Annotated in this window: 32 protein-coding genes and 1 tRNA gene; 27 read left to right on the top strand and 6 right to left on the bottom strand. The window is 66.2% G+C overall.

Annotated features, from left to right (window positions below):
- Position 1: 1 nt before the first annotated feature.
- From DI041_RS10780 to DI041_RS10765, 4 genes are all read right to left on the bottom strand, one after another.
- Entirely contained in the window at positions 2 to 2,140 is a 2,139-nt protein-coding gene (locus DI041_RS10780) for a TonB-dependent receptor (RefSeq protein WP_136638915.1), read from the bottom strand.
- 119 nt (positions 2,141 to 2,259) lie between these two features.
- Complete coding sequence (locus DI041_RS10775; protein ID WP_046982766.1) at positions 2,260 to 2,655, bottom strand: DUF2946 family protein; 396 nt, start codon at positions 2,653 to 2,655, stop codon at positions 2,260 to 2,262.
- A gap of 216 nt (positions 2,656 to 2,871) precedes the next feature.
- The gene (locus tag DI041_RS10770) at positions 2,872 to 3,126 is read right to left on the bottom strand and encodes a hypothetical protein (protein WP_046982767.1); all 255 of its coding nucleotides are present in this window, start codon (positions 3,124 to 3,126) and stop codon (positions 2,872 to 2,874) included.
- An 11-nt stretch (positions 3,127 to 3,137) separates the two neighbouring features.
- Entirely contained in the window at positions 3,138 to 3,362 is a 225-nt protein-coding gene (locus DI041_RS10765) for a hypothetical protein (protein ID WP_046982768.1), read from the bottom strand.
- 490 nt (positions 3,363 to 3,852) lie between these two features.
- Here DI041_RS10765 and DI041_RS10760 point away from each other — a divergent pair, with 490 nt between their 5' ends.
- From DI041_RS10760 to DI041_RS10650, 25 genes are all read left to right on the top strand, one after another.
- The gene (locus DI041_RS10760) at positions 3,853 to 6,189 is read left to right on the top strand and encodes a VapE domain-containing protein (protein ID WP_136638916.1); all 2,337 of its coding nucleotides are present in this window, start codon (positions 3,853 to 3,855) and stop codon (positions 6,187 to 6,189) included.
- Complete coding sequence (locus DI041_RS10755) at positions 6,189 to 6,464, top strand: hypothetical protein (protein ID WP_136638917.1); 276 nt, start codon at positions 6,189 to 6,191, stop codon at positions 6,462 to 6,464. The genes DI041_RS10760 and DI041_RS10755 overlap by 1 nt, the downstream gene beginning before the upstream one ends.
- 73 nt (positions 6,465 to 6,537) lie before the next feature.
- Complete coding sequence (locus DI041_RS10750; protein WP_046982771.1) at positions 6,538 to 6,765, top strand: hypothetical protein; 228 nt, start codon at positions 6,538 to 6,540, stop codon at positions 6,763 to 6,765.
- 42 nt (positions 6,766 to 6,807) lie between these two features.
- Positions 6,808 to 7,446, top strand: coding sequence for a deoxynucleotide monophosphate kinase family protein (locus DI041_RS10745; RefSeq protein WP_046982772.1), 639 nt, complete (start codon positions 6,808 to 6,810; stop codon positions 7,444 to 7,446).
- 168 nt (positions 7,447 to 7,614) lie between these two features.
- Positions 7,615 to 7,998: a hypothetical protein gene (locus DI041_RS10740; protein WP_046982773.1), complete on the top strand. Its 384-nt coding sequence runs from the start codon at positions 7,615 to 7,617 to the stop codon at positions 7,996 to 7,998.
- A gap of 92 nt (positions 7,999 to 8,090) precedes the next feature.
- Positions 8,091 to 8,258, top strand: coding sequence for a hypothetical protein (locus tag DI041_RS21250; RefSeq protein ID WP_169050345.1), 168 nt, complete (start codon positions 8,091 to 8,093; stop codon positions 8,256 to 8,258).
- Between the two features lie 96 nt (positions 8,259 to 8,354).
- Positions 8,355 to 8,783: a Mor transcription activator family protein gene (locus tag DI041_RS10735; RefSeq protein ID WP_136638918.1), complete on the top strand. Its 429-nt coding sequence runs from the start codon at positions 8,355 to 8,357 to the stop codon at positions 8,781 to 8,783.
- Positions 8,780 to 9,130 carry a hypothetical protein gene (locus DI041_RS10730; protein WP_046982774.1) on the top strand — a complete coding sequence of 117 codons (351 nt, stop codon included), beginning with the start codon at positions 8,780 to 8,782 and terminating at the stop codon, positions 9,128 to 9,130. The genes DI041_RS10735 and DI041_RS10730 overlap by 4 nt, the downstream gene beginning before the upstream one ends.
- Positions 9,127 to 9,612 carry a glycoside hydrolase family 24 protein gene (locus DI041_RS10725; RefSeq protein ID WP_136638919.1) on the top strand — a complete coding sequence of 162 codons (486 nt, stop codon included), beginning with the start codon at positions 9,127 to 9,129 and terminating at the stop codon, positions 9,610 to 9,612. The genes DI041_RS10730 and DI041_RS10725 overlap by 4 nt, the downstream gene beginning before the upstream one ends.
- Positions 9,612 to 9,983, top strand: a complete 372-nt coding sequence (locus DI041_RS10720; RefSeq protein ID WP_248298478.1) for a hypothetical protein — start codon at positions 9,612 to 9,614, stop codon at positions 9,981 to 9,983. The genes DI041_RS10725 and DI041_RS10720 overlap by 1 nt, the downstream gene beginning before the upstream one ends.
- Positions 9,922 to 10,230: a hypothetical protein gene (locus DI041_RS21245; protein ID WP_046982777.1), complete on the top strand. Its 309-nt coding sequence runs from the start codon at positions 9,922 to 9,924 to the stop codon at positions 10,228 to 10,230. Before DI041_RS10720 ends, DI041_RS21245 begins: the two co-directional genes overlap by 62 nt.
- 115 nt (positions 10,231 to 10,345) lie before the next feature.
- Complete coding sequence (locus DI041_RS10715; RefSeq protein ID WP_136638921.1) at positions 10,346 to 10,900, top strand: hypothetical protein; 555 nt, start codon at positions 10,346 to 10,348, stop codon at positions 10,898 to 10,900.
- A complete protein-coding gene (locus DI041_RS10710; protein ID WP_136638922.1) occupies positions 10,897 to 11,487 on the top strand; it encodes a phage baseplate assembly protein V in 591 nt (196 codons plus the stop codon). The genes DI041_RS10715 and DI041_RS10710 overlap by 4 nt, the downstream gene beginning before the upstream one ends.
- Positions 11,488 to 11,539: 52 nt before the next feature.
- Positions 11,540 to 11,878 carry a GPW/gp25 family protein gene (locus DI041_RS10705; RefSeq protein WP_046982780.1) on the top strand — a complete coding sequence of 113 codons (339 nt, stop codon included), beginning with the start codon at positions 11,540 to 11,542 and terminating at the stop codon, positions 11,876 to 11,878.
- Positions 11,879 to 11,880: 2 nt separating this feature from the next.
- Positions 11,881 to 12,777 (top strand): baseplate assembly protein, encoded by an 897-nt coding sequence (locus DI041_RS10700; protein WP_136638923.1) that lies wholly within the window; start codon positions 11,881 to 11,883, stop codon positions 12,775 to 12,777.
- A complete protein-coding gene (locus tag DI041_RS21545; protein WP_136638924.1) occupies positions 12,770 to 14,071 on the top strand; it encodes a phage tail protein I in 1,302 nt (433 codons plus the stop codon). The genes DI041_RS10700 and DI041_RS21545 overlap by 8 nt, the downstream gene beginning before the upstream one ends.
- Positions 14,072 to 14,078: 7 nt before the next feature.
- The gene (locus DI041_RS10690; protein WP_136638925.1) at positions 14,079 to 15,596 is read left to right on the top strand and encodes a tail fiber protein; all 1,518 of its coding nucleotides are present in this window, start codon (positions 14,079 to 14,081) and stop codon (positions 15,594 to 15,596) included.
- Between the two features lie 4 nt (positions 15,597 to 15,600).
- Positions 15,601 to 16,185 carry a hypothetical protein gene (locus tag DI041_RS10685; protein ID WP_136638926.1) on the top strand — a complete coding sequence of 195 codons (585 nt, stop codon included), beginning with the start codon at positions 15,601 to 15,603 and terminating at the stop codon, positions 16,183 to 16,185.
- 107 nt (positions 16,186 to 16,292) lie between these two features.
- Positions 16,293 to 17,492 carry a phage tail sheath C-terminal domain-containing protein gene (locus DI041_RS10680; protein ID WP_046982785.1) on the top strand — a complete coding sequence of 400 codons (1,200 nt, stop codon included), beginning with the start codon at positions 16,293 to 16,295 and terminating at the stop codon, positions 17,490 to 17,492.
- Positions 17,493 to 17,494: 2 nt separating this feature from the next.
- Positions 17,495 to 17,998, top strand: a complete 504-nt coding sequence (locus DI041_RS10675; RefSeq protein WP_046982786.1) for a phage major tail tube protein — start codon at positions 17,495 to 17,497, stop codon at positions 17,996 to 17,998.
- Between the two features lie 80 nt (positions 17,999 to 18,078).
- Positions 18,079 to 18,369, top strand: coding sequence for a phage tail assembly protein (locus DI041_RS10670; RefSeq protein ID WP_106467222.1), 291 nt, complete (start codon positions 18,079 to 18,081; stop codon positions 18,367 to 18,369).
- A 120-nt stretch (positions 18,370 to 18,489) separates the two neighbouring features.
- Positions 18,490 to 20,940, top strand: coding sequence for a phage tail tape measure protein (locus DI041_RS10665; protein WP_136638927.1), 2,451 nt, complete (start codon positions 18,490 to 18,492; stop codon positions 20,938 to 20,940).
- A gap of 2 nt (positions 20,941 to 20,942) precedes the next feature.
- On the top strand, positions 20,943 to 21,410 hold the full coding sequence (locus DI041_RS10660; protein ID WP_046982789.1) for a phage tail protein: 468 nt from the start codon (positions 20,943 to 20,945) through the stop codon (positions 21,408 to 21,410).
- Positions 21,394 to 21,609: a tail protein X gene (locus tag DI041_RS10655; protein WP_046982790.1), complete on the top strand. Its 216-nt coding sequence runs from the start codon at positions 21,394 to 21,396 to the stop codon at positions 21,607 to 21,609. Before DI041_RS10660 ends, DI041_RS10655 begins: the two co-directional genes overlap by 17 nt.
- A complete protein-coding gene (locus DI041_RS10650) occupies positions 21,600 to 22,673 on the top strand; it encodes a phage late control D family protein (protein ID WP_136638928.1) in 1,074 nt (357 codons plus the stop codon). Before DI041_RS10655 ends, DI041_RS10650 begins: the two co-directional genes overlap by 10 nt.
- A 29-nt stretch (positions 22,674 to 22,702) precedes the next feature.
- Here the strand turns inward: DI041_RS10650 and DI041_RS10645 are convergent, their stop codons facing one another.
- On the bottom strand, positions 22,703 to 23,083 hold the full coding sequence (locus DI041_RS10645) for a tautomerase family protein (protein WP_136638929.1): 381 nt from the start codon (positions 23,081 to 23,083) through the stop codon (positions 22,703 to 22,705).
- A gap of 166 nt (positions 23,084 to 23,249) precedes the next feature.
- Between DI041_RS10645 and DI041_RS21235 the strand changes: the two genes are divergently transcribed.
- Together DI041_RS21235 and DI041_RS10640 are read left to right on the top strand one after the other, a co-directional pair.
- Positions 23,250 to 23,408, top strand: coding sequence for a hypothetical protein (locus DI041_RS21235; RefSeq protein WP_169050344.1), 159 nt, complete (start codon positions 23,250 to 23,252; stop codon positions 23,406 to 23,408).
- 52 nt (positions 23,409 to 23,460) lie between these two features.
- Positions 23,461 to 24,024: a hypothetical protein gene (locus tag DI041_RS10640; protein ID WP_136638930.1), complete on the top strand. Its 564-nt coding sequence runs from the start codon at positions 23,461 to 23,463 to the stop codon at positions 24,022 to 24,024.
- Positions 24,025 to 24,108: 84 nt separating this feature from the next.
- On the opposite strand, the gene DI041_RS10635 is transcribed toward DI041_RS10640, so the two are convergent.
- Positions 24,109 to 24,183: transfer RNA gene (locus DI041_RS10635), tRNA-Val, on the bottom strand.
- Positions 24,184 to 24,272: the final 89 nt, after the last annotated feature.

Raw genomic sequence — 24,272 nt, 5'->3', positions numbered from 1 at the left:
CTCAGAAGCGATGATCGACGGTGAACTCGACGCGGCGATCCGCGCCCAGCAGCCACTGCGTGCTGGTGTAGTACGCGGTTGCGTAGTACGCCTTGTCGAACACGTTGAACATGCGAGCGGTCAGGCGCGTGCGCGGTGCTGCCTGCCAGGTCAGCGCCAGATCGGTGGTGCTGTAGCCGGGCAACTCCAGCGTGTTGGCATTGTCGGCGTAGCGCTTGCCGACATAGCGCACGCCAGCGCCTGCGCTCCAGTCCGGCAGGAACTGCCAGCTCAGCCATGCGTTCGCCAGCCGCTCGGCCACGTTCGGCGGCACGTTGCCATCACGCGACACCAGCACCGCCGGCGAGCCGGTGGTTTCCAGGAAATCCTCGAACTCGGCCTTCAGCACGGTGGCATTGGCATCGAGCGACCACTTCGGCGCGAAGTTCCAGTTCAACGACGCCTCGATGCCCCGGGAAGTCTGTGCTCCCACCTGCACCCGGCGATCCGGCACCAGCGGGTCGCGGCTGAGCAGGCCAGTCTTGCGGATGCGATACGCGGCCAGCGTCCACTCCCCGCCCTCGAAGGCCTGCTTCAGGCCGACCTCGATCTGCCGCCCCTTGGCCAGGTCGAATGCACCGTTGGCCGGGCTGATCATCAGCAGGCCGCTGACCGGATCCGCCGCCTGCGAGTACTGCGCATACAGGCTCAGCGTCGGCCGAAGCGCGAATACCGTACCTGCACGCCAGCCGGTGCTGCTGTAGGTCTTCGAAAACGCGTTCTGGCCGTTGATCAGATCAGTACGATCGATACGTGCACGGTCGTGGCGCAGCCCACCCAGCACCGACCAGCGCTCGCTCAGCGCCAACCGGTCTTCCACGAACAGCGCGAACTGCTCGGCACTGTTGCGGTAGCGCGGCAGGTTCGGCGCATCGCTGGCGAACTGGCCCGGCACCGGATCGAACGGATCGACCGGGCCCGAGCTGCCGGCATAGGTGTTGTTGGTGTGCTTGAAGTGCGCGCGGTTGGCGTCCAGGCCCACCGCGAAGCTGTTCTGCAGGCCACCCGCCGTTCCCTGCACGCGCAGCGTGGAGGTCAGCCCGGTCTGGTCCTGGTTGTGAGTGATCTCGGTATTGCCCGATCGATCGATCAAGCCAGTGGCGCGGTTGTAGACATAGGCCTCGGCATTGCGCCAATCGCGCTGGCTGTCGATCTGGTAGAGGCGCGTGCGCCATTCCACATTCGCGTTCGGCGTCCACAGCGCATCGAGCTGGGTCCAGCGATCGCGGTAGCGGATGTCGCTGTCTTCCACGTTGTAGTTGCGGTGGCGCAGCGCCTCCAGCTGTCGCCCCTCGACCAGCGGCGTGCCGAAGTAGCGCATCGGTTTCTGGTAACCCTGCGCGTGGGTAAGGGTCAGCTGCAGGTCCTGGCGCGCCTGCCACAGCAATGCACCGGAGAAAGTGGCATCGCTGTTGCGGCCGCGGTCGACCCAGCCACCGCCGTAGTTCCCGCTCACATCCAGCCGGTAGGCCAGCTCCGGGGTCAGCGCGCCACCGCTGCCGAAGCCCAGGCGCGCGGTGTCTTCGCTGCCCATGGTCACGCTGATCTCGTTCTCGATGGCACCGCGCGAAGGCTTCTTCGGCACGATGTTGATCACGCCGCCAATCGCCCCATCGCCATGGATCACCGAAGCCGGTCCACGCAGCACTTCGATGCGCTCGATCGACCAGGTGTCGAACGGGAAGGTGATGCCCACGCCGCCGTACTGGCGTAGCCCGTCATACAACCGCATCACCGAGGCGCCGTCGGTGAAGCCACGGCTGGACAGTGCACTCAGGCCGTTGCCGGGGTGCGGCATGGCACTGATCGCGCCGGCGCGGCTGATCGCCTCGCTGAGGTTGCTGTCACCACGTTGCTCCAGTTGATCGCGCGAAACGATGGTCAGGCTGGCCGGCGTCTGCAGCACGCTCAGGCCCAGCGCAGAGCCGGCGCTGGCGGCAGAAGACAGTTCACCGCTGCGGGTGTCGACCACGCGCACCGTATCCAACGTGGTGGGGGGAGCCGTGTCGGCGGCAAGCAGGGGAGCGGTGTGCAGCAGCAACGCGCACAGGACAGGCAACGCCGCCCTGCGCAGGCGCACGGAGTTGGGGCTCGTTTTCATTTGTTCACGGCATGCAGGGCCGCCCGGTCGGCCGGGCAGCAGAAAGAAATGTGCACGCGGTAGCGCCGGGCCATGCCCGGCGACTTCAATCGAATCGAATGAATGACCGCGTGTTCGGCTCAGACAGCCGCAGCCACCGGCGGTCCCCGTGCACCCAACGTTCCTGCAATCCGCTGCGGCAACGTCCGCACCGCACCACGCAGCGCGCGGCACACCGGTGCCATCGGCGCCAACAGCAACAGCGCTGCCACCAGCAGGGTGATCAGCCGGCCGGCGATCAGGCAGTAATCGCAGTCCACGCCCATCTCATGATCAGCATGTGGATCGACACGTGCCTTTGGCGCGGCCTCACCGTGCTGCATTGCCGTCGCGTGATGGTCGTGGTGCCCTTCCATCGCCTGCTGCGCATGCTCTGCGTGCATCGCGTGATTCATGGCTGCCACCGGTGCGGTGGCCGCAACGTGACCACTCGCCAGCCAGCGGCTCACCAGCGGGGCGAGCAGCACCAGCAGCATGGCAAGCCATGCCAGGGCCTGGAACCGGCGGTGGAAAGCAGAACGTCGCACGCCGCCATTCTACGGGGCTGCAGCCAACCTTGGACCACGTTCAGGGTTGCTCCGCAGGTGGTGCGACGTTATGACGCAGCCTCGCTCGCGAGGCGCACTGATCATCCCGGAGGGGACGGAAGGGCGCCCAGCCTGGCCGGCCCCTTCCGCCCCCGATCGGCAACGCTAGAACCGCACCGGCTGCTGCACTGCGCGCTCCAGGAACATGACACCCGCCTGCAGGCTGTTGCGGGCGTTCTCCAACCAGCGCTCCGGGTCGGCCATCGCGAATCGCTCCTGTGCATCCACGTCCCCCGCATCCGCCAGATCGGCCAGCTGCAGATGGATGTGGTTCTCAACCAGGCTCACCAGCATGGCGAGCTCGGCCGACAATCCGGCGATGCGTTCGGTGAAGCCAGCGTCGTTGCTGTTCAGAGACATGTCCCCTGTTCCTATGCGTTGCGGTGTTGATGGATGGCTTCGAAACGCTCGGCACAGGCAGGCCCACAGAACAGCCTGGCCGGATCGTTGTCGAAGTCTTCGCTGCAGTCCGGGTTGTGGCATTCCCCAATGGGCGTGAGAGGGGCAACGCTGCTGGCCCGCGTTGCGTGCTGGGCCAATGCGCGTTGCAGGTGGCGCGCTTCCAGTTCCTGCGCTTCGTCGATGGTGTCCGTCATGCCAGTCGTATTTTATCGAGGGGTGGTCGCACCGAATGAGAACGCTGCGGCGGCAATGCACGACGCGCGTGTTTCATCGGATCGGTGTGCTTCGGCGAGGTCGGTTTCAGGCATGCAGGCTCCTTGTGCATGGGCGCCCGGACAGGGCGATTGAGAGAGGAAAAGCGGCCGTGCGGAACGGCCACGCCATCATCGGAAAACCGGTTCTCGCCAACTGCGACGGAACACGCTGATGAAGGCGATCTGCGATCGCCATCGCATCTCCCACGCGAGCTTCCACACCCCGCAAGCAATTGGGGATGAAAGGTAGTGGAAGGGATTGCAAAAGGCGAAGTGATCCGACACCATGAGCGCCTCAGCACATCCCACCACCTACTGACCACCTCGCGTCGGGCAGCCGCCGCATGGCCTGCGCACGGCAGGCAACGCACAGCACCCTGCCGCCACGGATCGCTGTGAATCGAACCATGTTTCAAGGGGACTCCGCCCAATGCACACACCGCACCCAGCACAGAACGTCGTTCCCGCGTTCCTGCAGGCCATGCATGCACACGGCATCGTGCCGGACGCACGCGGACGCGATGCACTCAATGCCGACGGCACGCTGGTGCGCTTCCACGTGGAGGGCGACCGCCGCGGCACCCGCAACGGCTGGGCCGTGCTGTTCGGTGACAACGTCCCGGCCGGTGAGTTCGGCAGCTGGCGTACCGGAACCCGCCATGCCTGGTGCGCGAAATCACCGACCATGCTGAGCGCAGCCGAACAGCGCGCGATCCGCCAGCGCCAGGAACGGGCCCGCGCCGAGCGCGAACAGCAGCAGCGCGAGCGCGAGGATGCGGCGGCCAAGGCCGCCAACGTTCTGTGGAACCGCGCCGTGCCCGCCGATGGCAGCCATCCCTATCTCGTGCGCAAGGGCATCCAGGCGCATGGCCTGCGCGTGGCAGCATGGCCGGTACGCAACAGCGACGGGCTGGTGTTCCGTCACATCGACAACGCGTTGCTGGTGCCGGTGATGAACACAGCGGGCCGGATCGTCTCGCTGCAGGCGATCTTTCCTCGCGTGGATCCCGCACTCGCACGCGACAAGGACTTCCTGCCGGGCGGCCGCAAGCAAGGCTGCTTCCACGTCATCGGCAAGCCACAGCCGGGGCACCCCATCGCCATCGCCGAGGGTTATGCCACCGCTGAATCGATCCGCCAGGCCACCGGCTGGTGCGTGGTGGTCGCCTGGGACGCGGGCAACCTTGCATCGGTGGCCCGCGCTTGGCGCAATGCCGTGCCCGACGCCACCTTCGTACTCTGCGCCGACAACGACCAATGGACCCGGCAGCCACTGGACAACCCCGGCGTCACCCAGGCCACCCATGCTGCGGCGGAGATCGACGCACGCGTGGTGTGGCCGGAGTTCGCCATTATGCATGGCGCTGATGACCGCCCCACCGATTTCAACGACCTGCATCTGCGCGAAGGCCTGGAGGTACTACGCGCCCAGCTGCTGCCCCTGCCAGCGACGGCACCGGAGGTATGCCCGGCAGAGAACGAACCGCAGCGGGCGCACGCCGCGCGCTACCTGGTGCCCGGCAATCTGTCCGCGTTCGACACCTTTACTCCGTTCCCGGACATCAGCGCGCGTGGCCGTCCGCTGCCGACCGCGCGCAACCTGGCCGAACTGTGCCGGCGTACCGGGGTGACCGTGCGCTACAACGTCATCCGCAAGGACCTGGAGATCCTGGTACCGGGCCTGCAGGCCACGGTGGACAATGCCAAGGAGGTCGCCGCCGGCGAAGTGATGGACTGCATGCACCGTGCCGGCATGGCAACGGCCAGTTTCGAGACCAACCTGTGCCAGGTGGCCGAGGCAAATCCCTACAACCCGGTCGCCAGCTGGATTACTTCGCAGCCATGGGATGGCCAGTCACGCCTGCAGGACTTCTTCGATACCGTGCAGGAGGCCCAACCGACCCGCATGGCCGATGGCCGCATCCTGAAAGAGGTGTTGATGCGGCGCTGGTTGATTTCCGGTGTGGCCGCGGCGTTCGAACCGGACGGCGTGGTCGCCCGTGGGGTACTTACTTTCGTGTCGAAACAGAACCTGGGCAAGACACGCTGGGCGCGGCAGCTGGCACCCGCCGGGCTGCAGCTGATCGCCGACGGCGTGGTGCTTGATCCGGCCAACAAGGACAGCGTCAAGCAGGTCATCTCCAAGTGGATCGTCGAACTGGGTGAGGTCGACGCGACCTTCCGCCGCACCGACATCGCCGCGTTGAAGTCGTTCATCTCGCGCAGCCACGATGAGATCCGTCGCCCCTATGCGCGCACGGAATCGCGCTATGCGCGGCGTACCATCCTGTTCGCCAGTGTCAACGATGAGCGCTTCCTGCGTGATGCCACCGGCAACACCCGCTGGTGGACCGTACATGCCGTGGCACTGGGCGAACCGGCGCGGATCGACATGCAGCAGGTCTGGGCCGAGGCCCACGCGCTGTACTGCGACGGTGAGACCTGGCACCTGTCCAGCCAGGAACTGGATGCGCTCAATGCCACCAACAGCGAGCACGAACCGATCTCGCCGATCGCCGAGCTGATCGACCGCCACTTCGACTGGTCCCTCCCCGCCGAGCACTGGAGCGCACAGTACCGCGCCACCGAGATCGTCATCGCCGTAGGCATCGACAAGCCGAACCGCCGCGAGGTCAACGAGGCCGCCGCCTACGTGGTCAAGCGTCATGGCGTGCATACCAAAGTGGTGGGTAAGGAGCGCGCCAAGGTCTGGCTGATGCCGCTACGGAAGCTCACCCTCGCCGAACACGCGGCGGGCCCGTTCTGATGCCACGCACCCACGATGGTCGCGAGGCCGGCACCGACACCACGGACTGGCGACTCGCCTGCGAAGCACGCCGCCTGCTGCAGCTTGGGGGCTACCGCTGCATTGATGCCTGTGGCCGCTGGAGGATGGTCAGCCCGCGCCGGCATCGTCAGCAGTATCTGGAACGTGTGCAGGCAATCCGTGGCCATGCCGAGCGCGACCGTCTTGCGGCGTTGGCACTGCGGATATGGGCCTCCGCCCATCCGGACAATGCACATAAGGATACAAGTAGATGAAAGGTGTTGACTAAAGTTATCCCGGCGGGCAAGATGCATGCACCGGCTACGCCACCTTCCAGGAGCACACGCCATGCCTCGCGCCCACCTGCATGCCTTCGAAGGCGAACAGCTGACCGTGCAGCAGATCCATCAACGCGTTCCCATCCTGTCCGAGCGCACCATCCGCGACCATCTGGCCGCCGGCCGTCGCACCCGCTCCGCCATGCTGTGCTTCGACCCGATCGCCGCTGCCGCACGTGGCGGACGCATCACCCAACGCATGCTTCGCGCCCGCAGCGTGGCCAGCCGCGATTCCTGATCGTCGCCGCGCCTGTCGCATCCTCCCAGGAGTAGATACCGCATGATCCCCACCTCGCTCGACAACGGTCACCGCATGATCGCCGCCACGCTGGCCGCATTCCGCGCCGGCCCCGCACTCGGCCGCGTGCCGCTGCGCAGCGCATCACTGGCGCGGCCACCGCTCTATATCGGTATTGCAGGCGGCAAGCGTGCCGGCAAGGACACCCTTGCCAATGGCCTCGCCTCGGCGTTGGCCCTGCCGTGCGACAGCTTCGCCGCACCGCTGCGGCAGTTCGTCGCCTCCATCCTCGGCCTGTCCCTGCGCGAACTGGACAGCCGCAAGGAGGATGCCATCGACTGGCTGGCCGACCTCACGCCTCGCCACATGATGCAGAGTGCCGGCACTGAATGGGGGCGCGATCGCGTCCACCCGGAGCTGTGGGTGCGCTCGCTGTTCTCGCGCCTGCCGGAAGGTGGCCTGGTTCCCGATGTCCGTTTCGCCAACGAGGCCCGCGCGATTCGTCGCCGCGGGGGTGTCGTGATCCGCGTCGTCCGCCCCGGCCAGCACAGCAGCGACCTGCACGCCAGTGAACAACCACTACCGGACGAACTGATCGACATCGAGGTATGCAACGACCGTACGCCAGCCGACCTGGTACGCAATACGCTGGACCAGCTGATGCGCCACGGGTGGATCTGAACGCATGGCGCAGATGCCTGCATGATGAAGCGCGCAGCGCTTCCTGATCCCGGCCTGATGCCGGTCCGTGGCCCATCATCGGCGAAAATGCGGTAAGGTCGTCCCCCAACACCGACGGCACCTGCCGTCACCCTGCATCCCCAACCGCTTTAGAAAAGAGGAAATGTCATGGAGGTCGAACAGTTCACGTCGACGCGCCAGAAGGCCATCGAATTGTTCAAGTCGCAGCCCAAGGGTGGCAAGGACATCGTGAGCCTGGATGCGATCTTCATTTCGCTGTGCTCGCTGGCCAATGCCCAAACCGGGACCGGCAATGCACTGCAGCCGCGTGCCGCCGCCCGTCCGGGCAGCCAGCAGCCGCCTGCGCCATGGTTCACCGAAACCCTGGCTGCTCTCAAGGGCAAGGGCGAGTCGATCACCGTTGCACGCTTCCTGATGTTCGCCAACCGCTTCCCGGTCAAGCGCATGGACCAGGTCAACGCGGCGCGCTGGCTGCGCGATGCCGGCTACATACCGCGCAAGACCGGCGGCAACCTGGTGTTCGATCTTTGATCCAGCCTGACCTGCAGTCCTGAAGCCCCGGCATCGTCCGGGGCTTTTTCGTTTCAGCGGTCACGCACCATGAGGATGGGCCGTCCTGCGTCATGCTCACCCTGTACCTGCCGCCTGCCCTTGCCCTGCCGTTGTTTTCTCGCGGTGAGGACAAGGAGTACTGCATAGCGGCAGAAGTCCGGACACAGCCGGACAACCTGAAAAAGCGCTTCAGAGACCTGCACCTGGAGGCACTCACCGATCCTCACCGCCGGCCCTGAACGCCTTCAGCACGCCGCAATGAAAGTAGATGAAAGGTGTTGACCGACGCCACGGGATGGCAACAGTGGATATCCATGCCACTGAACAGACTTCCCATGAACGCGTTGCCCGACAGCATCCAGACCCTGGCCGAGGTCATCGGCGAATCCGCAGCCCTCACGCTTGTGCGTGCGTGGCCGCCGACCACCTCCAGTACCACCGGACGCCATCGCGTCATCGTCTACGTCCCCTCCAGCCTGCCCGACCAGCACCGGCTGATCGACATCCTTGGCCTTGAGGTCGCGCAGCGACTGGTTGCTCACTTCGGTGGCGAGCTGCTGTTCCTGGCATCGTGCTTCGCCGCCAGTGCACATGAGCGCCGCGAGCAGATCGCACGCGCGGTGGCCAGCGGCACGCCCCGCGAGCATGTCGCGCGCGAGTTCGGCGTCTCGCAGACCACCATCAAGCGCGCGCTGCGCGGCGCCCGTTCCACGCCGCCACCACCGGTCCACCCGGCCCTGCTCAAGGGGTACGCACGCGCATGAACGAGAGCGACCTGCTGGCCGGTGTGCCGGACTGGGCCAAGTACCTGGGCGGTACCTCCGGCGTGGTGATCGCGGTATCGCTGTGGCTTCGACAATGGCTGTCCTCGGCCAAGGTCGACCGTACCGCCGACGAGGCCACCAGCAACACCCTGCGCACCCTGCAGGAGCAGCTGGCGGCCGAGCGCACGCGTGCCGATGAGCTGATGCACGAACGCGAAGCGATGGCCCAGGAGATCGGCCAGCTGCGCGGTGAAGTCAGCGCCCTGCGTGCCCAGGTCACCCAGCAGAGCGTGCAGATAGCTGCGCTGCTGGACCTGGTGCGCAAGCAGCCGGGAGCCGCCGCATGACCGCCGCTGCAGCCAGCGCCCTCGGCGGCACCAACGTCGCCGCGTTCCTGGACATGCTGGCCGTGTCCGAAGGCACCGATATTCCGCGCCAGCGTTCGCGTGACCGTGGCTACGACGTGATCGTCGGTGGCCAGCTGCTCAGCGACTACCGCGATCATCCGCGCGTGCTGGTATCGCTGCCGCGTTACGGCATCAAGTCCAGTGCGGCCGGCCGCTACCAGTTCCTGCGCAGTACCTGGGACGACCTGCGCGCTCGCCTGGCCCTGCCCGATTTCCGGCCGGTGTCCCAGGACCGTGCTGCGGTGGCCCTGCTCAAGCAATGCGGTGCCTACGAACTGGTCCGCCTCGGCCGCTTCGACGCCGCCGTCAGCGCGGCACGGGGGATCTGGGCCTCGCTGCCGGGCGCCGGATATGGGCAGAAGGAGCATGCGCTGGAGACGCTGCGCGCGGCCTATAGCGCCGCCGGTGGGAGCCTTTCCTGATGCCGATCCTGCTCCGGATGCGCATCGCCCTGCTTGCACTGGTCGCCAGCCATGTGGTCTGCGCCTGGCTGGGCTGGACACTGCGCGACCGCAGTGCCGACCGCGCCGTCGCCATGGTGCAGGCGGCGCAGCAGGCCCTGCGCGCCGGCATCGCCCAGGCCGCCCACCAGCAGGACCAGGCCAACGCACGTGCCGGAGCACAGGCCGAATCACAGCACGTCGCCGCACAGGCCACGCGCAGCCAGCAGTTCAACGCACTGCAACAGGACATCGAGACCCATGCCAAGACCCCTCGCCGTGATCGCGGCAATGCTGACGCTGAGTTCGTGCGCATCTGGCGCGAAGCCAACGCAGGCTCCTCTCAGCATTGATCTGCACATCGCGCCAGCCCAGCTGCGCGCGCCGCGAGCCCTGCCGGACCTGCAGGCCGCGGACGACGATGCGCTGCTGCGCAACCACGTCGCCGTGGCGCGGCACTACCACGAACTGGCTGATCAGCTGCGCGCCCTGCTGTGCAGCCTCGGCAGCCAGCAGGGCTTCACCCTCAATGGCGCGCCACTGGTGAAACCAGCCGGATGTACCGCCGGTGACACCACAGGCGCGCACGGCCCGTATTGAGCCGGCTAAGGCCACGCCTGCAATGCCGCCCACCCCGGGTGATGGCAACACTACATGCAGACAGCGCGCGTCGCCCCTGATCACGCGCGTCCTCCCATTCAACGTACGAGCTGACATGGCGAACGACTCCCAACCTTCCACTCTCGACGCGCTGCATGCCGCTATCGAAGCCGCGATCCGCGCGCGCTTTCCGGGCTTCGCAACCGTCGAGTTCTATCGCGACGCGAGCGCCGAAGGGCCGGTCACGCCGGCCTGCCTGCTGGCACTGACCCGCTGTGATCGCGGCAAGGACAACGACGACGGCAGCGGGCAGCTGCAGGCCGTGCTGCGTTTCGAAGCGCGCATCGTCGTGGCCACCGCCACTGCAGGCGCAGCAATGCAGCTGCGTAACGCCGCTGTTGGCCTGGCGAGCTGGCTGCATCAGCTCGGCCGATTCCCAGGCGCACCCAGTGGGGCGATCGAGGTGATCGCCGCGCTGCCCGAGGATCCCGCAACGGCACAGCCCGGGCTTCGCACCTGGGTGGTCGAGTGGTCGTTGCCGGTCGCCCTGGGCAGCAACAGCTGGGAAGAAACCGGTGGCGTGGTGCCGCAGGCCTTCTACAGCTTCGTGCCGGAGATCGGTAGCGATCACCAGGCCCGCTACCAGTCCATCGAGGGAGCGGCACCATGAGCGCCGAACACGCCAGGCTGATCGCCAACCTGTTGATGATCGGCGTCGTGCGCGAGCTGGATGAGGCCAATGGCCACGTGCGCATTGATGCCGACGGCATGCTCACCGACTGGATTCCCTGGCTGGAGCGGCGTGCCGGGCCCGGCGTGCGCAGCTGGTGTGCACCGGAGCCGGGCGAGCAGGTGGTGCTGGCCTGCCCCTACGGTGATCCAGGCCAGGCGCTGGTGCTGGGCAGCCTGTACCAGGATCGTTTCCCGGCACCGGCCGATTCACGCCTGCGGCAGCGCACTGAATTCGCCGACGGCAGCTTTGTCGAGTACGACCAGGAAACCACCACGCTGACCGTCCACGCCGGCAGTGGCAACGTCATTGTCCACTGCAGCAATGCGCAGGTGATGGCCACGCAATCGGTGCTGCTCGATACGCCGTCGATCAAGGCCACCGGCGACCTCGAGGTTGCCGGCGCGATCACCGCCGGCAAGGACATCAGCACGCCGGCGGAGATCAAGGCCGGCGCCATCGGCCTCAAGGCCCATACGCACACCGCGCAGGGACCGACTGCACCGACCACGCCCGCGCAGCCCTGAACGGCCACGCGTGCAATGCCCTGAAAACCCGCACTCCACGACGATAGAGGCCATGCGAGGAATCGACGCCAACACCGGCAAACCACTGGATGGGCTGGCCCATCTGCATCAATCCGTGCGTGACGTTCTCACCACGCCCTTGGGCTCCCGCGTACTGCGTCGCGAGTATGGCTCGCGCGTATTCGAACTGATCGATGCGCCGACCAACCGCTCGCTGCGCATGGACCTGATCGCGGCCACCGTCGACGCACTCGCGCGATGGGAACCCCGGCTCCACGTCGAGAACGTCGACGTCTCCCTCCCCGCCCCTGGCGTGATGATCCTGGCAGTGACCGGAATCCATCTGCCCGACGGCGAGGCGATCACCATCGAAGGAATCGAGGTTCGCTAACCGTGGCATCCGGCTCGTTCACCAGTGTCAATCTCTCCCAGCTGCCCGCACCGGCGGTCATCGAAGTGCTCGATTTCGAGACGTTGTTCGATGAATCACTGACCGCGCTGCAGGCGTTGGATCCCACCTTCGATGCGCTGCTGCCGTCGGACCCGGCCTTCAAGATCCTGGAGGTCTGCACCTACCTGCGCCTGCTCGACCGCCAGCGCGTCAACGATGCGGCACGCGGCGTGATGCTGGCCTACGCGGTCGGCAGTGACCTGGACCAGCTGGCCGCGATCTTCGGCATCGGCCGCCAGATGCTGGACCCTGGCAAGCCGCAGGAGGGCATCCCGCCGCGTTACGAGAACGATGAGGATTTCCGTCGCCGCATCCAGCTGGGTCCGGAAGGCTTCAGTGTGGCCGGACCGGAAGGCGCCTACATCTTCCACGCGTTGAGCGCGGACCCGCGCGTGCTTGATGCCAGCGCGACCAGCTCCTCGCCCGGCGAGGTGGTGGTATCGGTGCTGTCGCGCGAAGCCGATGGCACTGCCACCCGGGGCCTGCTCGACGCGGTCGAAGCCAAGCTGGGTGCAGCCGATGTGCGTCCGCTGACCGACCACGTGCTGGTGCGTACCGCTGCCATCGTCAACTACATGGTCAGTGCCACGCTCTACACCTTCGCAGGTCCGGATTCGCAGGTCGTGCTGGCGGAAGCGCGCACGCGGCTGGACCGCTACATCGCCGAATCGCACCGTCTCGGTCGCGACGTCACCCGCTCGGGCCTGTTCGCCGCATTGCATGCTGAGGGCGTGCAGCGCGTGGAGATTGCCAGCCCGGCAGCCGACGTGGTGGTGGACCGTACCCAGGCCACCTACTGCACCGCCGTGACCCTGACCCATGGCGGCAACGATGAGTGATTCCACCACGCGCCTGGTCAATGCGCGCCTGCGCGGCGCGGTCGATGGGCACAACCTGCAGTTCCGCCATCCCGGTGGCTCGCTGGCCACCCTGCAATCGGTGTACCGCACCGACTGGCAAGGTCGGATTAAGTTGTCGGATACGCTGCGGCGCAACCTGCAGCGGTTCTCGGGTGCCTTCAGTCACACCTGGTGGAAAGGCTTCCACGTCAAGCCGGCGAACCTGTCGTTCTATCATCCCGCTCCCGATGGCAGCCCCACTGCCTGGTCCTTCCCCGTTTCCGACGCGACCGGGGGTCCGGACCAGAACTTCGCCGGCCTGGTGGACGAGGACAGCAGCGTGTTTCCCAATGGTGCCGTGCGCACCATCAGCGTCTGGCTGCGTGCAACCGAGCCATGCGTCATCGACTTCGGCATGCGCACGACCGGCCCAGGCAGGACACGTCTGCAGGTGGGCACCGAGTGGAAGCGCTACAGCTACACCTATGCCGCAACCGCGGATGACGCACCACGGGGCGTGAGCATCGTGCTGGATCGACGGGCAACCGGGAACACCGACCTGAAGCCGGACAGCCGCATCCATCTTTGGGGCGTGCAGGTGGAGGAAGGTCGTGAGGCAACCAGCTACATCCGCACCATGCCAGTGCCGGTGGGTGTGACTGATTACAGCGTGACCAACAACGTGATCACACTCAGCCAGCTGCCCGTGCCCGGCGCGATCATCGACGGCGATGCCCTGGTCAGGGTACCGACCACAGCCAACCTGTTGCCGCCCAACGCCACCCAGGCGGAGCGGGCGCTGGCACGTGCTGCGGTGACTCGTCCCCTGCCGGTGGACATCACCGCACTCTGGGATGCCGATCGCTGCCCCGCCGCGCTGCTGCCGTGGCTGGCCTGGGCGCTGTCCGTCGACGAATGGAAGGCCTACTGGCCGGAGGCAGTGAAGCGTGCACGCGTTCGCGCCGCGATCGCGATCCAGCGCCGCAAAGGCACCTGGGGCAGCGTGCGCGACGTGGTCGCCGCCTTCGGTGGCTCGATCCTGATCCGCGAATGGTGGGAGATGCAGCCGCCCGGCGCGCCGCACACCTTCGAAGCGGTGATGACCATCGCCAACCAGGGCGGCGAGACCGCCACCGCCAAGTTCGTCGACGACGTGATCGGCGAGATCACCCGCACCAAGCCGGTGCGTTCGCACTTCACCTTCACCCAGGGCATGCAGGCCAGCACCGGTATCGGTGCGCTTGCCGGCGCCCATGGCACCACCTTCCGCCGCATCCAACTGATCGGAGAGTAAACCCCGCATGCGCTTGAAAATCACCGAAGCCGGCTTCGCCAAGCTGGTCAATCCACCCAATACCGGCACCAGCGCCGTACTGATCACCGAGATCGGCCTGACTTCCACCGCGTTCACGCCGTCGGCCGGGCAGACCACGCTGCCCGGCGAGATCAAGCGCGTCTCGACCTTCGGCGGCAAGGCCGTGGGCGATGACACGTTGCACGTGACCATCCGCGACGACAGCGCAACGGCCTACAGCCTGCGGGGCTTCGGCCTGTACCTGGGCGACGGCACGCTGTTCGCAACCTTCGGCCAGGCCGATCCGATCATGGAGAAGACCGCGGCCTCGATGCTGCTGCTCTCTACCGACATCCGCTTCAGCGAAGTGGATACCGCGCTGATCGAGTTCGGCAATGCCGAATTCATCTACCCGCCCTCCACCACCGAGGTACAGGGCGTGGTCGAGCTGGCCACCTCCACCGAAACCGAGGACGGTGCTGATGCACAACGCGCTGTCACCCCGCGTGGCCTGCGCGCTTTCATCGACAAGCGCTTCGGCGCCAGCGCACCGACCCAGTTCGTGCGCACGCTGTTGTCGGTCGCCACCGATGCCGCGTTCCGTTCCGCTCTGGGCCTGAAATCGGCGGCGCTGAAGGACGAGGGAGCCGACAAGGGCCTGGACGCCGACCTGCTTGATGGCCGGCACGGCACCCACTACCTGGACTGGCGCAACATGACCGGCGTGCCGTCCAGCGTGCACGTGCCCGGCCAGGTGATCCTGTTCGCCGGTGCCACCGCACCGAGCGGCATGCTGCTGTGCAACGGTGCCGCCGTGCTGCGTGCCAGCTATCCGGCACTGTTTGCCGCCATCGGTACCCGCTACGGCGCTGGTGATGGTGCGACCACCTTCAACCTGCCTGCAATGCAGGAAGGTACGGTGGTCACCCACACGCTGAACCCGGACGCTGTCGGCAGCTTCACCCAGGGTGAGGTGATCCGCCACGCCCACAGTGCAAGCACGGCAGCGGCAGGCAACCACAGCCATGCCATTTCGGTAGGTGCAGGCGGTGCCCATTCCCATGGTGCCAGCGCAAGCGCCGTCGGTGACCACGCGCACGGCGCATGGACCGATTCGCAGGGTCACCATGGGCATACCGGTGGCACCTCCTGGATTGGTGATCACCAGCATCTCACCGCATTCGCCGAATCCGGAACCACCTATCCGTGGGGCGCCGACTACAACAATCACGCCGGTTCGCGCGGCAACCTGGACTACGACAACCCCTGGCCGTACACCAGCCCGGCCGGTGGCCACGCGCACAGTTTCACCACCGACGGTGCAGGCGCGCACGGCCACAACATCGGCATGAACGGCGCCGGCGCCCACTCGCACACCATCTCCATCGCCCAGGTGGGTGACCACGGCCATGCCGCTTCGGCTGCCGACGCCGGTTCACACACCCACACCATCGTGGTGGAGAACGCCGGTGGCGACCGCAACCTGCCGGCCGGCCTGCGGATGATCTATTGCATCGCGTACTGAGGACATGAGCTTGCCTACCGAACCGCGCTTCGCGCACTCCTACGATCCCGACACCCGCGCCTACGTGGGCAAGGTCCGCCTGCAGCCATCGCCCGATGGTGCATGGAACCTGCCCGACTTCACCGTGGATGTCGCCCCCCGCCAACCTGCAGGCGAGTACCAGGCATTGCGCCTGGCCGACGACGGCACACGCTGGGAAATGGTGGCCGATTTCCGCAACTGCATGCTGTGGGACACGCGCACGGCGATGGCGGTGCCCAATCGCCTCGTGCTCGGCCAGCCATTGCCCCAGGACGTGACCCTTTCGGAACCGTTCAAGCTGGATGGCACCACTGCGCAGTACAACGCCTGGAACGCCAGCCGCCGCGAATGGGCCCTGCTGCCGGATTACAGCACGCGGCCGCTGTGGAACAAGCGTGATGCGAGTTTCGCCACCGCCGTACCCCGCGGCGTTGCGCTGCCGTCCACGGTCACCGACCTTGCACCGCCCCGCGACCGCAGCTACCCGGTCACCTTCGACGAAGCCAGCACGGCGTGGGTGATGGTGGTTGCACCCGAACCCGAAGTGGCGCCGCTGCCGCAACCGTGATGCCGGGCCACGGCTGCAATTAATCCAGCCGCGGCCAGATACGAACATTTACCCATGCGGCGCAGATCGCGACCGCAGCACCCACCCAACCAAGGAAAAAACAACGCATGGCCGAATTTCTGCATGGCGTGCAGGTCGTCAACATCGATGGTGGTTCCCGCTCGATCGCTGTTGCCTCGACCAGCGTCATCGGCATCGTGGGCACCGCGCCCCGCGCCGACAAGAACGCCTTCCCGTACAACACCCCGGTCCTGGTGACCTCGCGTTCGCAGGCCGCAAAGCTGCTCGCAAACGCGGCTACCGAAGTCGATGAAGGTACCCTTCCGGGCCAGCTCGACGCCATCTTCGACCAGTCCAACGCCGTCGTCGTCGTCATCCGCGTCGAGAAGGGCGCCACCGAGAACGACACCCTGGCCAACGTGCTGGGCGGCGTGAACGCGCAGACCGGTGCCTACACCGGCGTACACGCGCTGCTGGCTGCCAAGTCGGTGGTCGGCATCAAGCCGCGCATCCTGGCGGTACCGGGCTTCACCCATACCCACGAAAAGCGCGACACGGAGCTGCTGGCCAACCCGGTCGTAGCCGAACTGCTGGGCATCGCCGACAAGCTGCGCGCGGTGATCATCAAGGACGGCCCGAACAGCAACGACGACGCGGCCAAGAGCACCACCACCCTGACCGGCTCCAAGCGTGTCTACGTGGTCGACCCGGCACTGCTGGTGCAGTCCGGTGATGCCATCGTCACCCGCTACGCCTCCGGTGCCGTGGCCGGCGCCATCGCCCGCAGCGACAACGAACGTGGCTGGTGGGCATCGCCGTCGAACCTGGAGCTCAACGGTGTGGTCGGTACCGCACGTGCGATCGACTTCGGGCTGTCCGATGCGAGCAGCCGCGCCAACCTGCTGAACCAGTCGAACGTGGCGACCATCATCCGCGAAGGTGGCTTCCGCCTGTGGGGCAACCGCACCGCCAGCATCGACGCCAAGTGGCAGTTCCTGTGCGTGGTGCGCACTGCCGACATCATCGCCGACAGCCTCGAGGCCGCCCATCTGTGGGCCGTCGACCGCGGCATCAGCAAGACCTACGTCGACGACGTGCGCGAAGGCGTCAATGCCTTCCTGCGCGGCCTGAAGACCCAGGGCGCGATCCTCGGCGGCAACTGCTGGATCGACCCGGAACTGAACGCAGCGGACAGCGTGGCCCAGGGCCGCTTCTACTGGGACTTCGATTTCACTCCGACTTACCCGGGTGAGCAGCTGACCTTCCGCATGCACATGAACAACAACTACGTCTCGGAGATCTTCTAAGCATGGCGCGCAAGATCCGCAAGAACTTCAACTTCTACGTCGACGGCAAGGGTTATGCCGGCAGCGTGATGTCCTTCACCGCTCCCAAGCTGACGCTGAAGACCGAGGACTTCCAGGCCGGCGGCATGCTCGCACCGACCGAAATCGTCCTCGGCCACGAAAAGCTGACTGCCGAAGTGACCTTCGCCTCCGATGACGCGGAGATCATGTCCAAGTTCCACGTCATCGAAAGCAAGGAGTACGGCTTCACCGCCCGCGAGGCGCTGGAAGCCGACGACGGTACGGTCTCCCAGGTCGTGCACAACATGCGCGGCAAGGTGAAGTCGCTGGACCGCGGCGAGACCAAGGTCGGCGAGAAGGGCACGGTCAAGGTCGGCCTGGCGCTGAGCTACTACAAGCTGACCCATGGCGCGCAAGTGGTGCAGGAGATCGACGTGACCAACATGATCGCCCGCCAGGGCGGCGTGGACGCACTGGCCGGCATCCGCGGTGCACTGGGCATCTGAGCCCACCCCGCACTGAAGTACACGGGGGCGCATCGCGCCCCCGCATCCACCGCACTCCATCGATACCCAGGAACACATCCATGTCCAGCAAGACCAAGACCACCGCCGACACCGTCATCGAGCGCGACGGCTATGCCGAAATCACCCTCTCCCGCCCGCGCCAGGTCAATGGCATGGACACCGCAGTGCTGCGCATGCGCGAGCCGACCGTGGAAGACATGGAGCGCTACCAGGACGACAAGGGCACCGATGCCCAGCGCGAAGTGCGGATGATCGCCAACCTGTGCGAGATCGCACCCGACGACGTGCGCAGGATGCCGCTGCGCGACTACGCCCGCCTGCAGGCCGGTGTCGCGCTTTTTACCACCTGACCCTGCCGCAGATCAGGCAGGGAGCACTCGCCCTGGCCGGGCATACCGGCTGGGGCCTGGGCGAGATCATGACGCTGCGGGTGTCGAAGTTCATCTGGTGGATACAGGGATTGCCGGTACATGGCGAGTAACGTTCAAACGACAACGATCACGATCGGCGGCTCGGTCTCCAAGTCGCTGCAGGACGCGCTGTCCTTCAGCAGGGATGGCCTGAAGCGCCTTGGCGATGAAGCGGACAAGCTCGAGCGCAAGCTCAATGTCATGGGCAGTTCGAGCAGCCAGTTCGCCCGCATGCGCATCGAAGCTGATGCGCTGCGAGCGTCGCAGGAAGCACTGCAGCGCATCGAAGACAAGCGCACGGCGAATCTCGAGAAGCGCGAGAAACTCGGATCGGCGTTCGGCGATGCACGTGGCATGCTCGGCAATGCCATCACCACGCTGGCCAAGCCGGTGGAGAACGCCGCCGGCTTCGTGCGCGAGAACCAGGCCATCGGCAATGCCGCCAACCTGACCCGCGCCCAGGTCAAGGCACTGGGCGAGACCATCCTGGCCGAGTCAGGGCGCACCTATCAGGGCGCCGGCGAGCTGCAGCGCGCGATCGGCCAGCTGGTCGGAGCCGGCATCGACGCGCAGGCCGCACAGGCCAGCCTCGGTGCAATCGGCCGCACCACCACCGCCACCGGCGAAAGCATCGACGATGTCACCCTTGCTGCGTCCGGCCTGCAGCAGGCGTTGAAGATCGATCCCAGCGGGCTGCAATCGGCGTTGGACGTACTGGTCGTGGCGGGCAAGGATGGCGGTGTCGGCCTGAAGGACATGGCGGGCGCGCTGCCGGTGCTGGGCAGCGCGTTCCAGTCACTGCAGATGCATGGCAATGCGGCCGCAGCCACCATGGGCGCGGCGCTGGATGTCGCCCGCCAGGGTGCCGGTGGCGCCGACGAAGCCGCCGGCAACATGCAGCGCTTCATGGCCAGCATCCTCTCGCCGGACCTGCAGGCCAAGGCCAAGAAGGGCTTCAAGCTGGACCTGCGCAGGATCATCAATGAGGCGCAGAGCACCGGCGGCAATCCGTTCGATGCAGCGATGCAGGGCATCATTCAGGCCACCTCGGGTGACCAGGCGAAGATCGGCAAGCTGTTCGGCGATGCGCAGGCGCAGAACTTCGTGCGCCCGATGATCCAGAACTGGGACGAATACACCCGCATCCGCGACAAGGCCCTCTACGCATCGGCAGGCACCACCGATGCCGGTTTCGCGGCAAAGATCCAGAGCGATCCGGAAAAGATCGAAGGCGCGAAGATCGCCGTCGACAATCTGTCCAAGGCCTTCGGCAGCGCGCTGCTGCCGGCGGTGGGCGAAGCAGCGGTGAAGCTGACCGAGCTGTTGAACGGGGTGACCTCGTTCGTGCAGGAAAACCCGAAGCTGATTGCCAACACCACCCAGGTAGTGGTCGGCATGATGGGCATGCGCACCGCCGTGCTCGGCGTGCGCTATGCCTGGACCTTCCTGCAGGGCCCGATCCTGGCCGTGCAGAAGGCGTTCGAACTGTTCCGCGGCGGCAGCCTGCTGGCCCAGCTGGGGCAGTTCGGACCGACCGCCATGCGCCTGGCGTCCGGCTTCCGCGTGGTGGCCACCGCCGTGGGTGCCATCGGCGGTGGGCCGATCACGCTGGCCATCGCCGCCATCACCGCCGGCGCGTTGCTGGTACGCAAGTACTGGGAACCCATCAAGGCCTTCCTCGGTGGCGTCTGGGACGGTCTCAGTGGCGCGGGCACTGCCGCCATGGGCGAACTGATGCGCGCCGTCGAACCGCTGCGCCCGGCATGGGAAGTCATGAGCGGGTTGATCGGGCAGGCCTGGGATTGGCTGTCGAAGATGCTGGAGCCGGCGCAGTACACCGGCAACGAGCTTTCGCGTGTGGCCGAGATCGGCTCGCTGGTGGGTGAGGCCCTGCTGGCCAACTTCCGCATGGTCATCCAGGTCATCGGGGGCGTGGTGCAGACCGTTGTCTGGCTGGGCGAAACGCTGGGCATCGCTGCCGGCTGGATCACCGTCACGCTCGGCGGTGCCTGGGACGCGATCATGGCGTCGGCAGGCGCGGCCATCGACTGGATCATGGGCAAGCTGCAGCCGTTGCTGGATGGCATCAGCTGGGTGGCAGGCAAAGTGGGCGGTGGCCTGGGCTTCCTCAAGGACAAGGCCGTCGAAGGCGCCGGTATCGCCCTTGACCGCGCAAACGTGGGCAAGGCGGCCTATGGCGCGATGGCAGCCAACGGCGGCGGCGGCATTGGTGACATGGCACGTGTCGCGTACGCGGTCGGCACCAACGACGGCGATGGCCTCAAGCGGCGCATGGCAGACCTCGGCAGCGCGCAGCAGGGGCGACAGGCACCGTCGATGCCCTCGGGCACTCCACGCATGCCCACCACCGTGCAGCAGCAACAGACCAACAACATCACCATCCACCAGCAACCGGGGGAATCCAGCGAGGCACTGGCGCGGCGTACCGCCAATGCATTGCAGCACCAGCAGGCCGTACAGGCCCGCGCCACCCTCGGAGACAGGAACTAAGCATGAAGCGCGAGTTCGTAACCGCAACCCTCGACAAGCTGCTGTCCGGTTTCCAGAGCAACGATTCAGGCAACGCACCCGTGCTGCTGATGCTGGGCGGCTTCAAGTTCAGCCTCAACACTGCGGTGTTCCAGGAGATCCAGCAATCCAACGAGTTCCGTTGGCAGGCACAGGAACGCGTCGGCCAGCTGGCCGCGTTGCAGTACACCGGTCCGGGCCAGGCCACCATGACACTGCCCGGCGTGCTGAACCACGAGTTCCGTGGCAAGGGCAACCAGATGTCGGAGCTGCGCAGGCTGGCCGCACAGGGCAAGCCACAGCGGCTGCTGACCGGCCGTGGTGGCAACCTCGGCCTGTGGGTGATCGACAAGATCGAAGCCACCAGCAAGCACTTCACGCCCGATGGCGACATCCGCCAGCAGACCTTCACCCTCTCCCTGCGGAAGCACAGCCATGGCACGAACGTATAACACCCGCGACGGCGACGTCGTCGACCGCATCGCCTACGTGCTCTACGGCGAGCAATCACCGGCCATCCTGCGCGCGGTGTTCGATGCCAACCCCGGCCTGGCCGCACGCGGCGCGGTACTGCCTGCGGGCCTGGTGATCACCCTGCCGGATGTACAGCGTCCAGCCAATGAACGCTCGGGAGTATCGCTGTGGGATTGAACGTCGAACCGGCCTTCCGTGTGGTGGCCAACAGCGAAGACATCACCGACAAGATCATGTCGCGTTTCAAGTCGCTGCGCATCACGGACGAAACCGGCAACACCGCCGACACGCTGGAGCTGCAGCTGGCTGACCACGATCCGTCCGATCCGATCCAGCTGCCTCCCGTGGGTGCCGAGCTGGAGGCCTTCATCGGCTATGACGGCGAGGTGCGGCGCATGGGCCTGTACATCTGCGATGAAGTGGAAATCTCCGGCTATCCAGGCAGCATGACCCTGCGCGCACGCGCGGCGCCCTTCGAGGCCAGCAAGGGTGGCAAGAACGATCTTCAGACGCAGAAGACGCGCACCTGGAAAAAGGGCACGACGATCGGCGGCATGGTGCAGCGCATGGCGGGCGAGCACGGACTGAGCGCAGCAGTGAGTGAATCGCTGGCGTCGATCGTGCTGCCGCTCACCGTGCAGTCGCAGGAGTCGGACATGAACCTGCTGCTGCGGTTGGGCAAACAGCATGACGCCATCGCCAAGCCGGGCGGCGGACGCCTGATGTTCGTCACCCGCGGCGAATCCACCACGGCCAGTGGCGAGCGCATTCCCGACGTCACCCTTACCCCCGCCGATGGCAGTGCCTACAAGGTCACCATCGCCTCACGCGAGAAGGCCGGGACCACCATCGCCTATTACCGCGATGTACGCGGCGCAAACCGCCAGGAGGTGAAGGTGGGCAGCGGTGAACCGATCGTGCGCCTGCGCATGGCCTACGCCGACCGCGCGACCGCCGAAGCAGCAGCCCGCGCCAAGCAACGCGAACAGGCGCGGCAGACGCGCAAGCTGAGCTACACCCTGCCCGGCCGCCAGACGTTGATGGCCGAAGCCACGGTGGTGATGCAGGGCTTCCGCGACGGCGTGGATGGGCGGTGGCTGGTCAAGCATGCCGAGCACAGCATCGGCAGCGAGGGTTACGTCACCAGCATCCAATGCGAACAGCCCAACAGTGCCGACGCAGTGAAAGCGGCCAGCAGCGCCGCAGCGACCGAGGACGAGCAGGTGGGCAGCGAGGTGTAGATCCACGCCATGCGTGGATGCTCTCCGCATCAAGTCACATACTGCGCCTGCCCATTGCCGAACGACCAGTTCTCTTTCTTCACTTCCACCAGGTTGATGAACACGTCCTCGCGGCGGATGCCCACCGCCGCGTGCAGGCCATCGGCGATGCCGGCGTACAGCGCCTTCTTCTGCTCCAGCGTACGTCCTTCGTTCCAGGTGATCTGGATGCAGATGAAGTCGTCGGTGCGGTCCACGCCCAGGTAACCCGGGTCGTAGATCAGCGTGCCGGGCTCGTGTTCCTGGAAGATCTGGAAGCGATCGTTTTCCGGCACGCCCACCGCGCGCATGGCCTGGTAGATGGTTTCGCCGACGCGTTGCAGGTAGTCGGCGGATTTACCTTTGCGAAGATCGATGCGGGCGAGCGGCATGGTGGCACTCCAGGGCGGATGGGCACGGCAATGGGCTGAGACTACGCCTGCCCGGGGCGGTGGGACAGCGCAGGGATGGAACCCTCTGCCTTCATCCGCGACACATTCCCGCCGGCGTGCGCCGGGTGACGGAGTTGCCATGGCGGCGCCGCTCTGGAGTCGTCATATGCACGGTCGGAGTGGGCGGCTGCAGGCCGCCGACCGCGCGCGTAACGAAGGCGGCCCGGACGAACAGTTGGGCGCCTTCCATACCGACGGGCTGATCGTGGCCGCAGGACAACTGGTGCGCCAGGCACATCACTGCCTCTCCGCCGGCGATGCCTGACCGGCTCGGGTGTGCGCCCGCTACAATCGCGCCGGAAACGCAGGAGGCCGCAATGGACGCCGAACACCTGGAGTACTTCAAGGCCGCACTGGAAGGTCGCGCAAGCGTGGGCTGGAACGTCTGGTTCGCCGCCAACCAGCAGGCGCTGGCACAACAGCTGAGCCGCCCTGCTCTGCTGCGCTTGAAGTTCGGCAAACTGGATGTAGCCGAACGCCTGCTCGCCGCGGCCGGCATCGTGCCCCGCAGTACGGCGGGCAAACGCTACGAGATGTACTGCGCGCAGTTCTCAGCGGACGTGGTGGACGCGAACGGTCGCCCGCTGCCGGCCATCTGGCGCGCGGCGCACGGCGGTGCCATCGGCCTGCTTGCCGATGGGGAGCGTGAGGCCGGCCAGGCCAAGCTGCTCGCGGAGTTCCGCCGCGTCCGCAAGCGCGGGCTGCAACAGGCCCACGAATGGTTGGCCGATCTGTGCTTTGAAGGCGAGATGGAACTGACCAGCGGCAATGCCGAGGTGGGCCGTAGTCTGCTGGCGGTGGTGGCGCGCGCTGGCAGCGGCCACGACCTGCTGGATGCAACGGCGATGATCGCGCGCGAGCTGCTGGAGGATCCCGGCTGAAACGGCGATCGCTTCGGCGGGCACTACGGAATCACAGGCAACAAAAAAGCCCCCATTGCTGGAGGCTTCCTTCGTTCTGCAACATGGTGGGCGGTACAGGGATCGAACCTGTGACCCTTGCCGTGTGAAGGCAATGCTCTACCGCTGAGCTAACCGCCCGGTGTTGCTGAGCCGCTCATTATAGGGGCTTTTCAGAGGCCGTCAACACATTTTCACATGGATGTTCACAGGCGTTTTCGGTGTGCGCA

The organism is Stenotrophomonas maltophilia, from assembly GCF_004920835.1.
Taxonomy (GTDB): Bacteria; Pseudomonadota; Gammaproteobacteria; order Xanthomonadales; family Xanthomonadaceae; genus Stenotrophomonas; species Stenotrophomonas maltophilia_AQ.
Note: the sequence above shows the minus strand (reverse complement) of the source record. Positions and strands in the feature narration are given on the sequence as shown.

Bases quoted from the DNA above. Each gene is read 5' to 3' on its own strand.
- DI041_RS10675 (WP_046982786.1), top strand. From the start codon at position 17,495: ATGGCGCGCAAGATCCGCAAGAACTTCAACTTCTACGTCGACGGCAAG.
- DI041_RS10740 (WP_046982773.1), top strand. From the start codon at position 7,615: ATGGAGGTCGAACAGTTCACGTCGACGCGCCAGAAGGCCATCGAATTG.
- DI041_RS10690 (WP_136638925.1), top strand. From the start codon at position 14,079: ATGCGCTTGAAAATCACCGAAGCCGGCTTCGCCAAGCTGGTCAATCCA.
- DI041_RS10655 (WP_046982790.1), top strand. From the start codon at position 21,394: ATGGCACGAACGTATAACACCCGCGACGGCGACGTCGTCGACCGCATC.
- DI041_RS10780 (WP_136638915.1), bottom strand. From the start codon at position 2,140: ATGAAAACGAGCCCCAACTCCGTGCGCCTGCGCAGGGCGGCGTTGCCT.
- DI041_RS21245 (WP_046982777.1), top strand. From the start codon at position 9,922: ATGCTGACGCTGAGTTCGTGCGCATCTGGCGCGAAGCCAACGCAGGCT.
- DI041_RS10645 (WP_136638929.1), bottom strand. From the start codon at position 23,083: ATGCCGCTCGCCCGCATCGATCTTCGCAAAGGTAAATCCGCCGACTAC.
- DI041_RS10765 (WP_046982768.1), bottom strand. From the start codon at position 3,362: ATGACGGACACCATCGACGAAGCGCAGGAACTGGAAGCGCGCCACCTG.
- DI041_RS10750 (WP_046982771.1), top strand. From the start codon at position 6,538: ATGCCTCGCGCCCACCTGCATGCCTTCGAAGGCGAACAGCTGACCGTG.
- DI041_RS21235 (WP_169050344.1), top strand. From the start codon at position 23,250: ATGCACGGTCGGAGTGGGCGGCTGCAGGCCGCCGACCGCGCGCGTAAC.
- DI041_RS10715 (WP_136638921.1), top strand. From the start codon at position 10,346: ATGGCGAACGACTCCCAACCTTCCACTCTCGACGCGCTGCATGCCGCT.
- DI041_RS10665 (WP_136638927.1), top strand. From the start codon at position 18,490: ATGGCGAGTAACGTTCAAACGACAACGATCACGATCGGCGGCTCGGTC.
- DI041_RS10720 (WP_248298478.1), top strand. From the start codon at position 9,612: ATGCCGATCCTGCTCCGGATGCGCATCGCCCTGCTTGCACTGGTCGCC.
- DI041_RS21545 (WP_136638924.1), top strand. From the start codon at position 12,770: ATGAGTGATTCCACCACGCGCCTGGTCAATGCGCGCCTGCGCGGCGCG.
- DI041_RS21250 (WP_169050345.1), top strand. From the start codon at position 8,091: ATGCTCACCCTGTACCTGCCGCCTGCCCTTGCCCTGCCGTTGTTTTCT.
- DI041_RS10775 (WP_046982766.1), bottom strand. From the start codon at position 2,655: ATGCTGCTGGTGCTGCTCGCCCCGCTGGTGAGCCGCTGGCTGGCGAGT.
- DI041_RS10725 (WP_136638919.1), top strand. From the start codon at position 9,127: ATGACCGCCGCTGCAGCCAGCGCCCTCGGCGGCACCAACGTCGCCGCG.
- DI041_RS10760 (WP_136638916.1), top strand. From the start codon at position 3,853: ATGCACACACCGCACCCAGCACAGAACGTCGTTCCCGCGTTCCTGCAG.
- DI041_RS10705 (WP_046982780.1), top strand. From the start codon at position 11,540: ATGCGAGGAATCGACGCCAACACCGGCAAACCACTGGATGGGCTGGCC.
- DI041_RS10755 (WP_136638917.1), top strand. From the start codon at position 6,189: ATGCCACGCACCCACGATGGTCGCGAGGCCGGCACCGACACCACGGAC.
- DI041_RS10685 (WP_136638926.1), top strand. From the start codon at position 15,601: ATGAGCTTGCCTACCGAACCGCGCTTCGCGCACTCCTACGATCCCGAC.
- DI041_RS10745 (WP_046982772.1), top strand. From the start codon at position 6,808: ATGATCCCCACCTCGCTCGACAACGGTCACCGCATGATCGCCGCCACG.
- DI041_RS10660 (WP_046982789.1), top strand. From the start codon at position 20,943: ATGAAGCGCGAGTTCGTAACCGCAACCCTCGACAAGCTGCTGTCCGGT.
- DI041_RS10770 (WP_046982767.1), bottom strand. From the start codon at position 3,126: ATGTCTCTGAACAGCAACGACGCTGGCTTCACCGAACGCATCGCCGGA.
- DI041_RS10680 (WP_046982785.1), top strand. From the start codon at position 16,293: ATGGCCGAATTTCTGCATGGCGTGCAGGTCGTCAACATCGATGGTGGT.
- DI041_RS10640 (WP_136638930.1), top strand. From the start codon at position 23,461: ATGGACGCCGAACACCTGGAGTACTTCAAGGCCGCACTGGAAGGTCGC.
- DI041_RS10735 (WP_136638918.1), top strand. From the start codon at position 8,355: ATGAACGCGTTGCCCGACAGCATCCAGACCCTGGCCGAGGTCATCGGC.
- DI041_RS10730 (WP_046982774.1), top strand. From the start codon at position 8,780: ATGAACGAGAGCGACCTGCTGGCCGGTGTGCCGGACTGGGCCAAGTAC.
- DI041_RS10670 (WP_106467222.1), top strand. From the start codon at position 18,079: ATGTCCAGCAAGACCAAGACCACCGCCGACACCGTCATCGAGCGCGAC.
- DI041_RS10710 (WP_136638922.1), top strand. From the start codon at position 10,897: ATGAGCGCCGAACACGCCAGGCTGATCGCCAACCTGTTGATGATCGGC.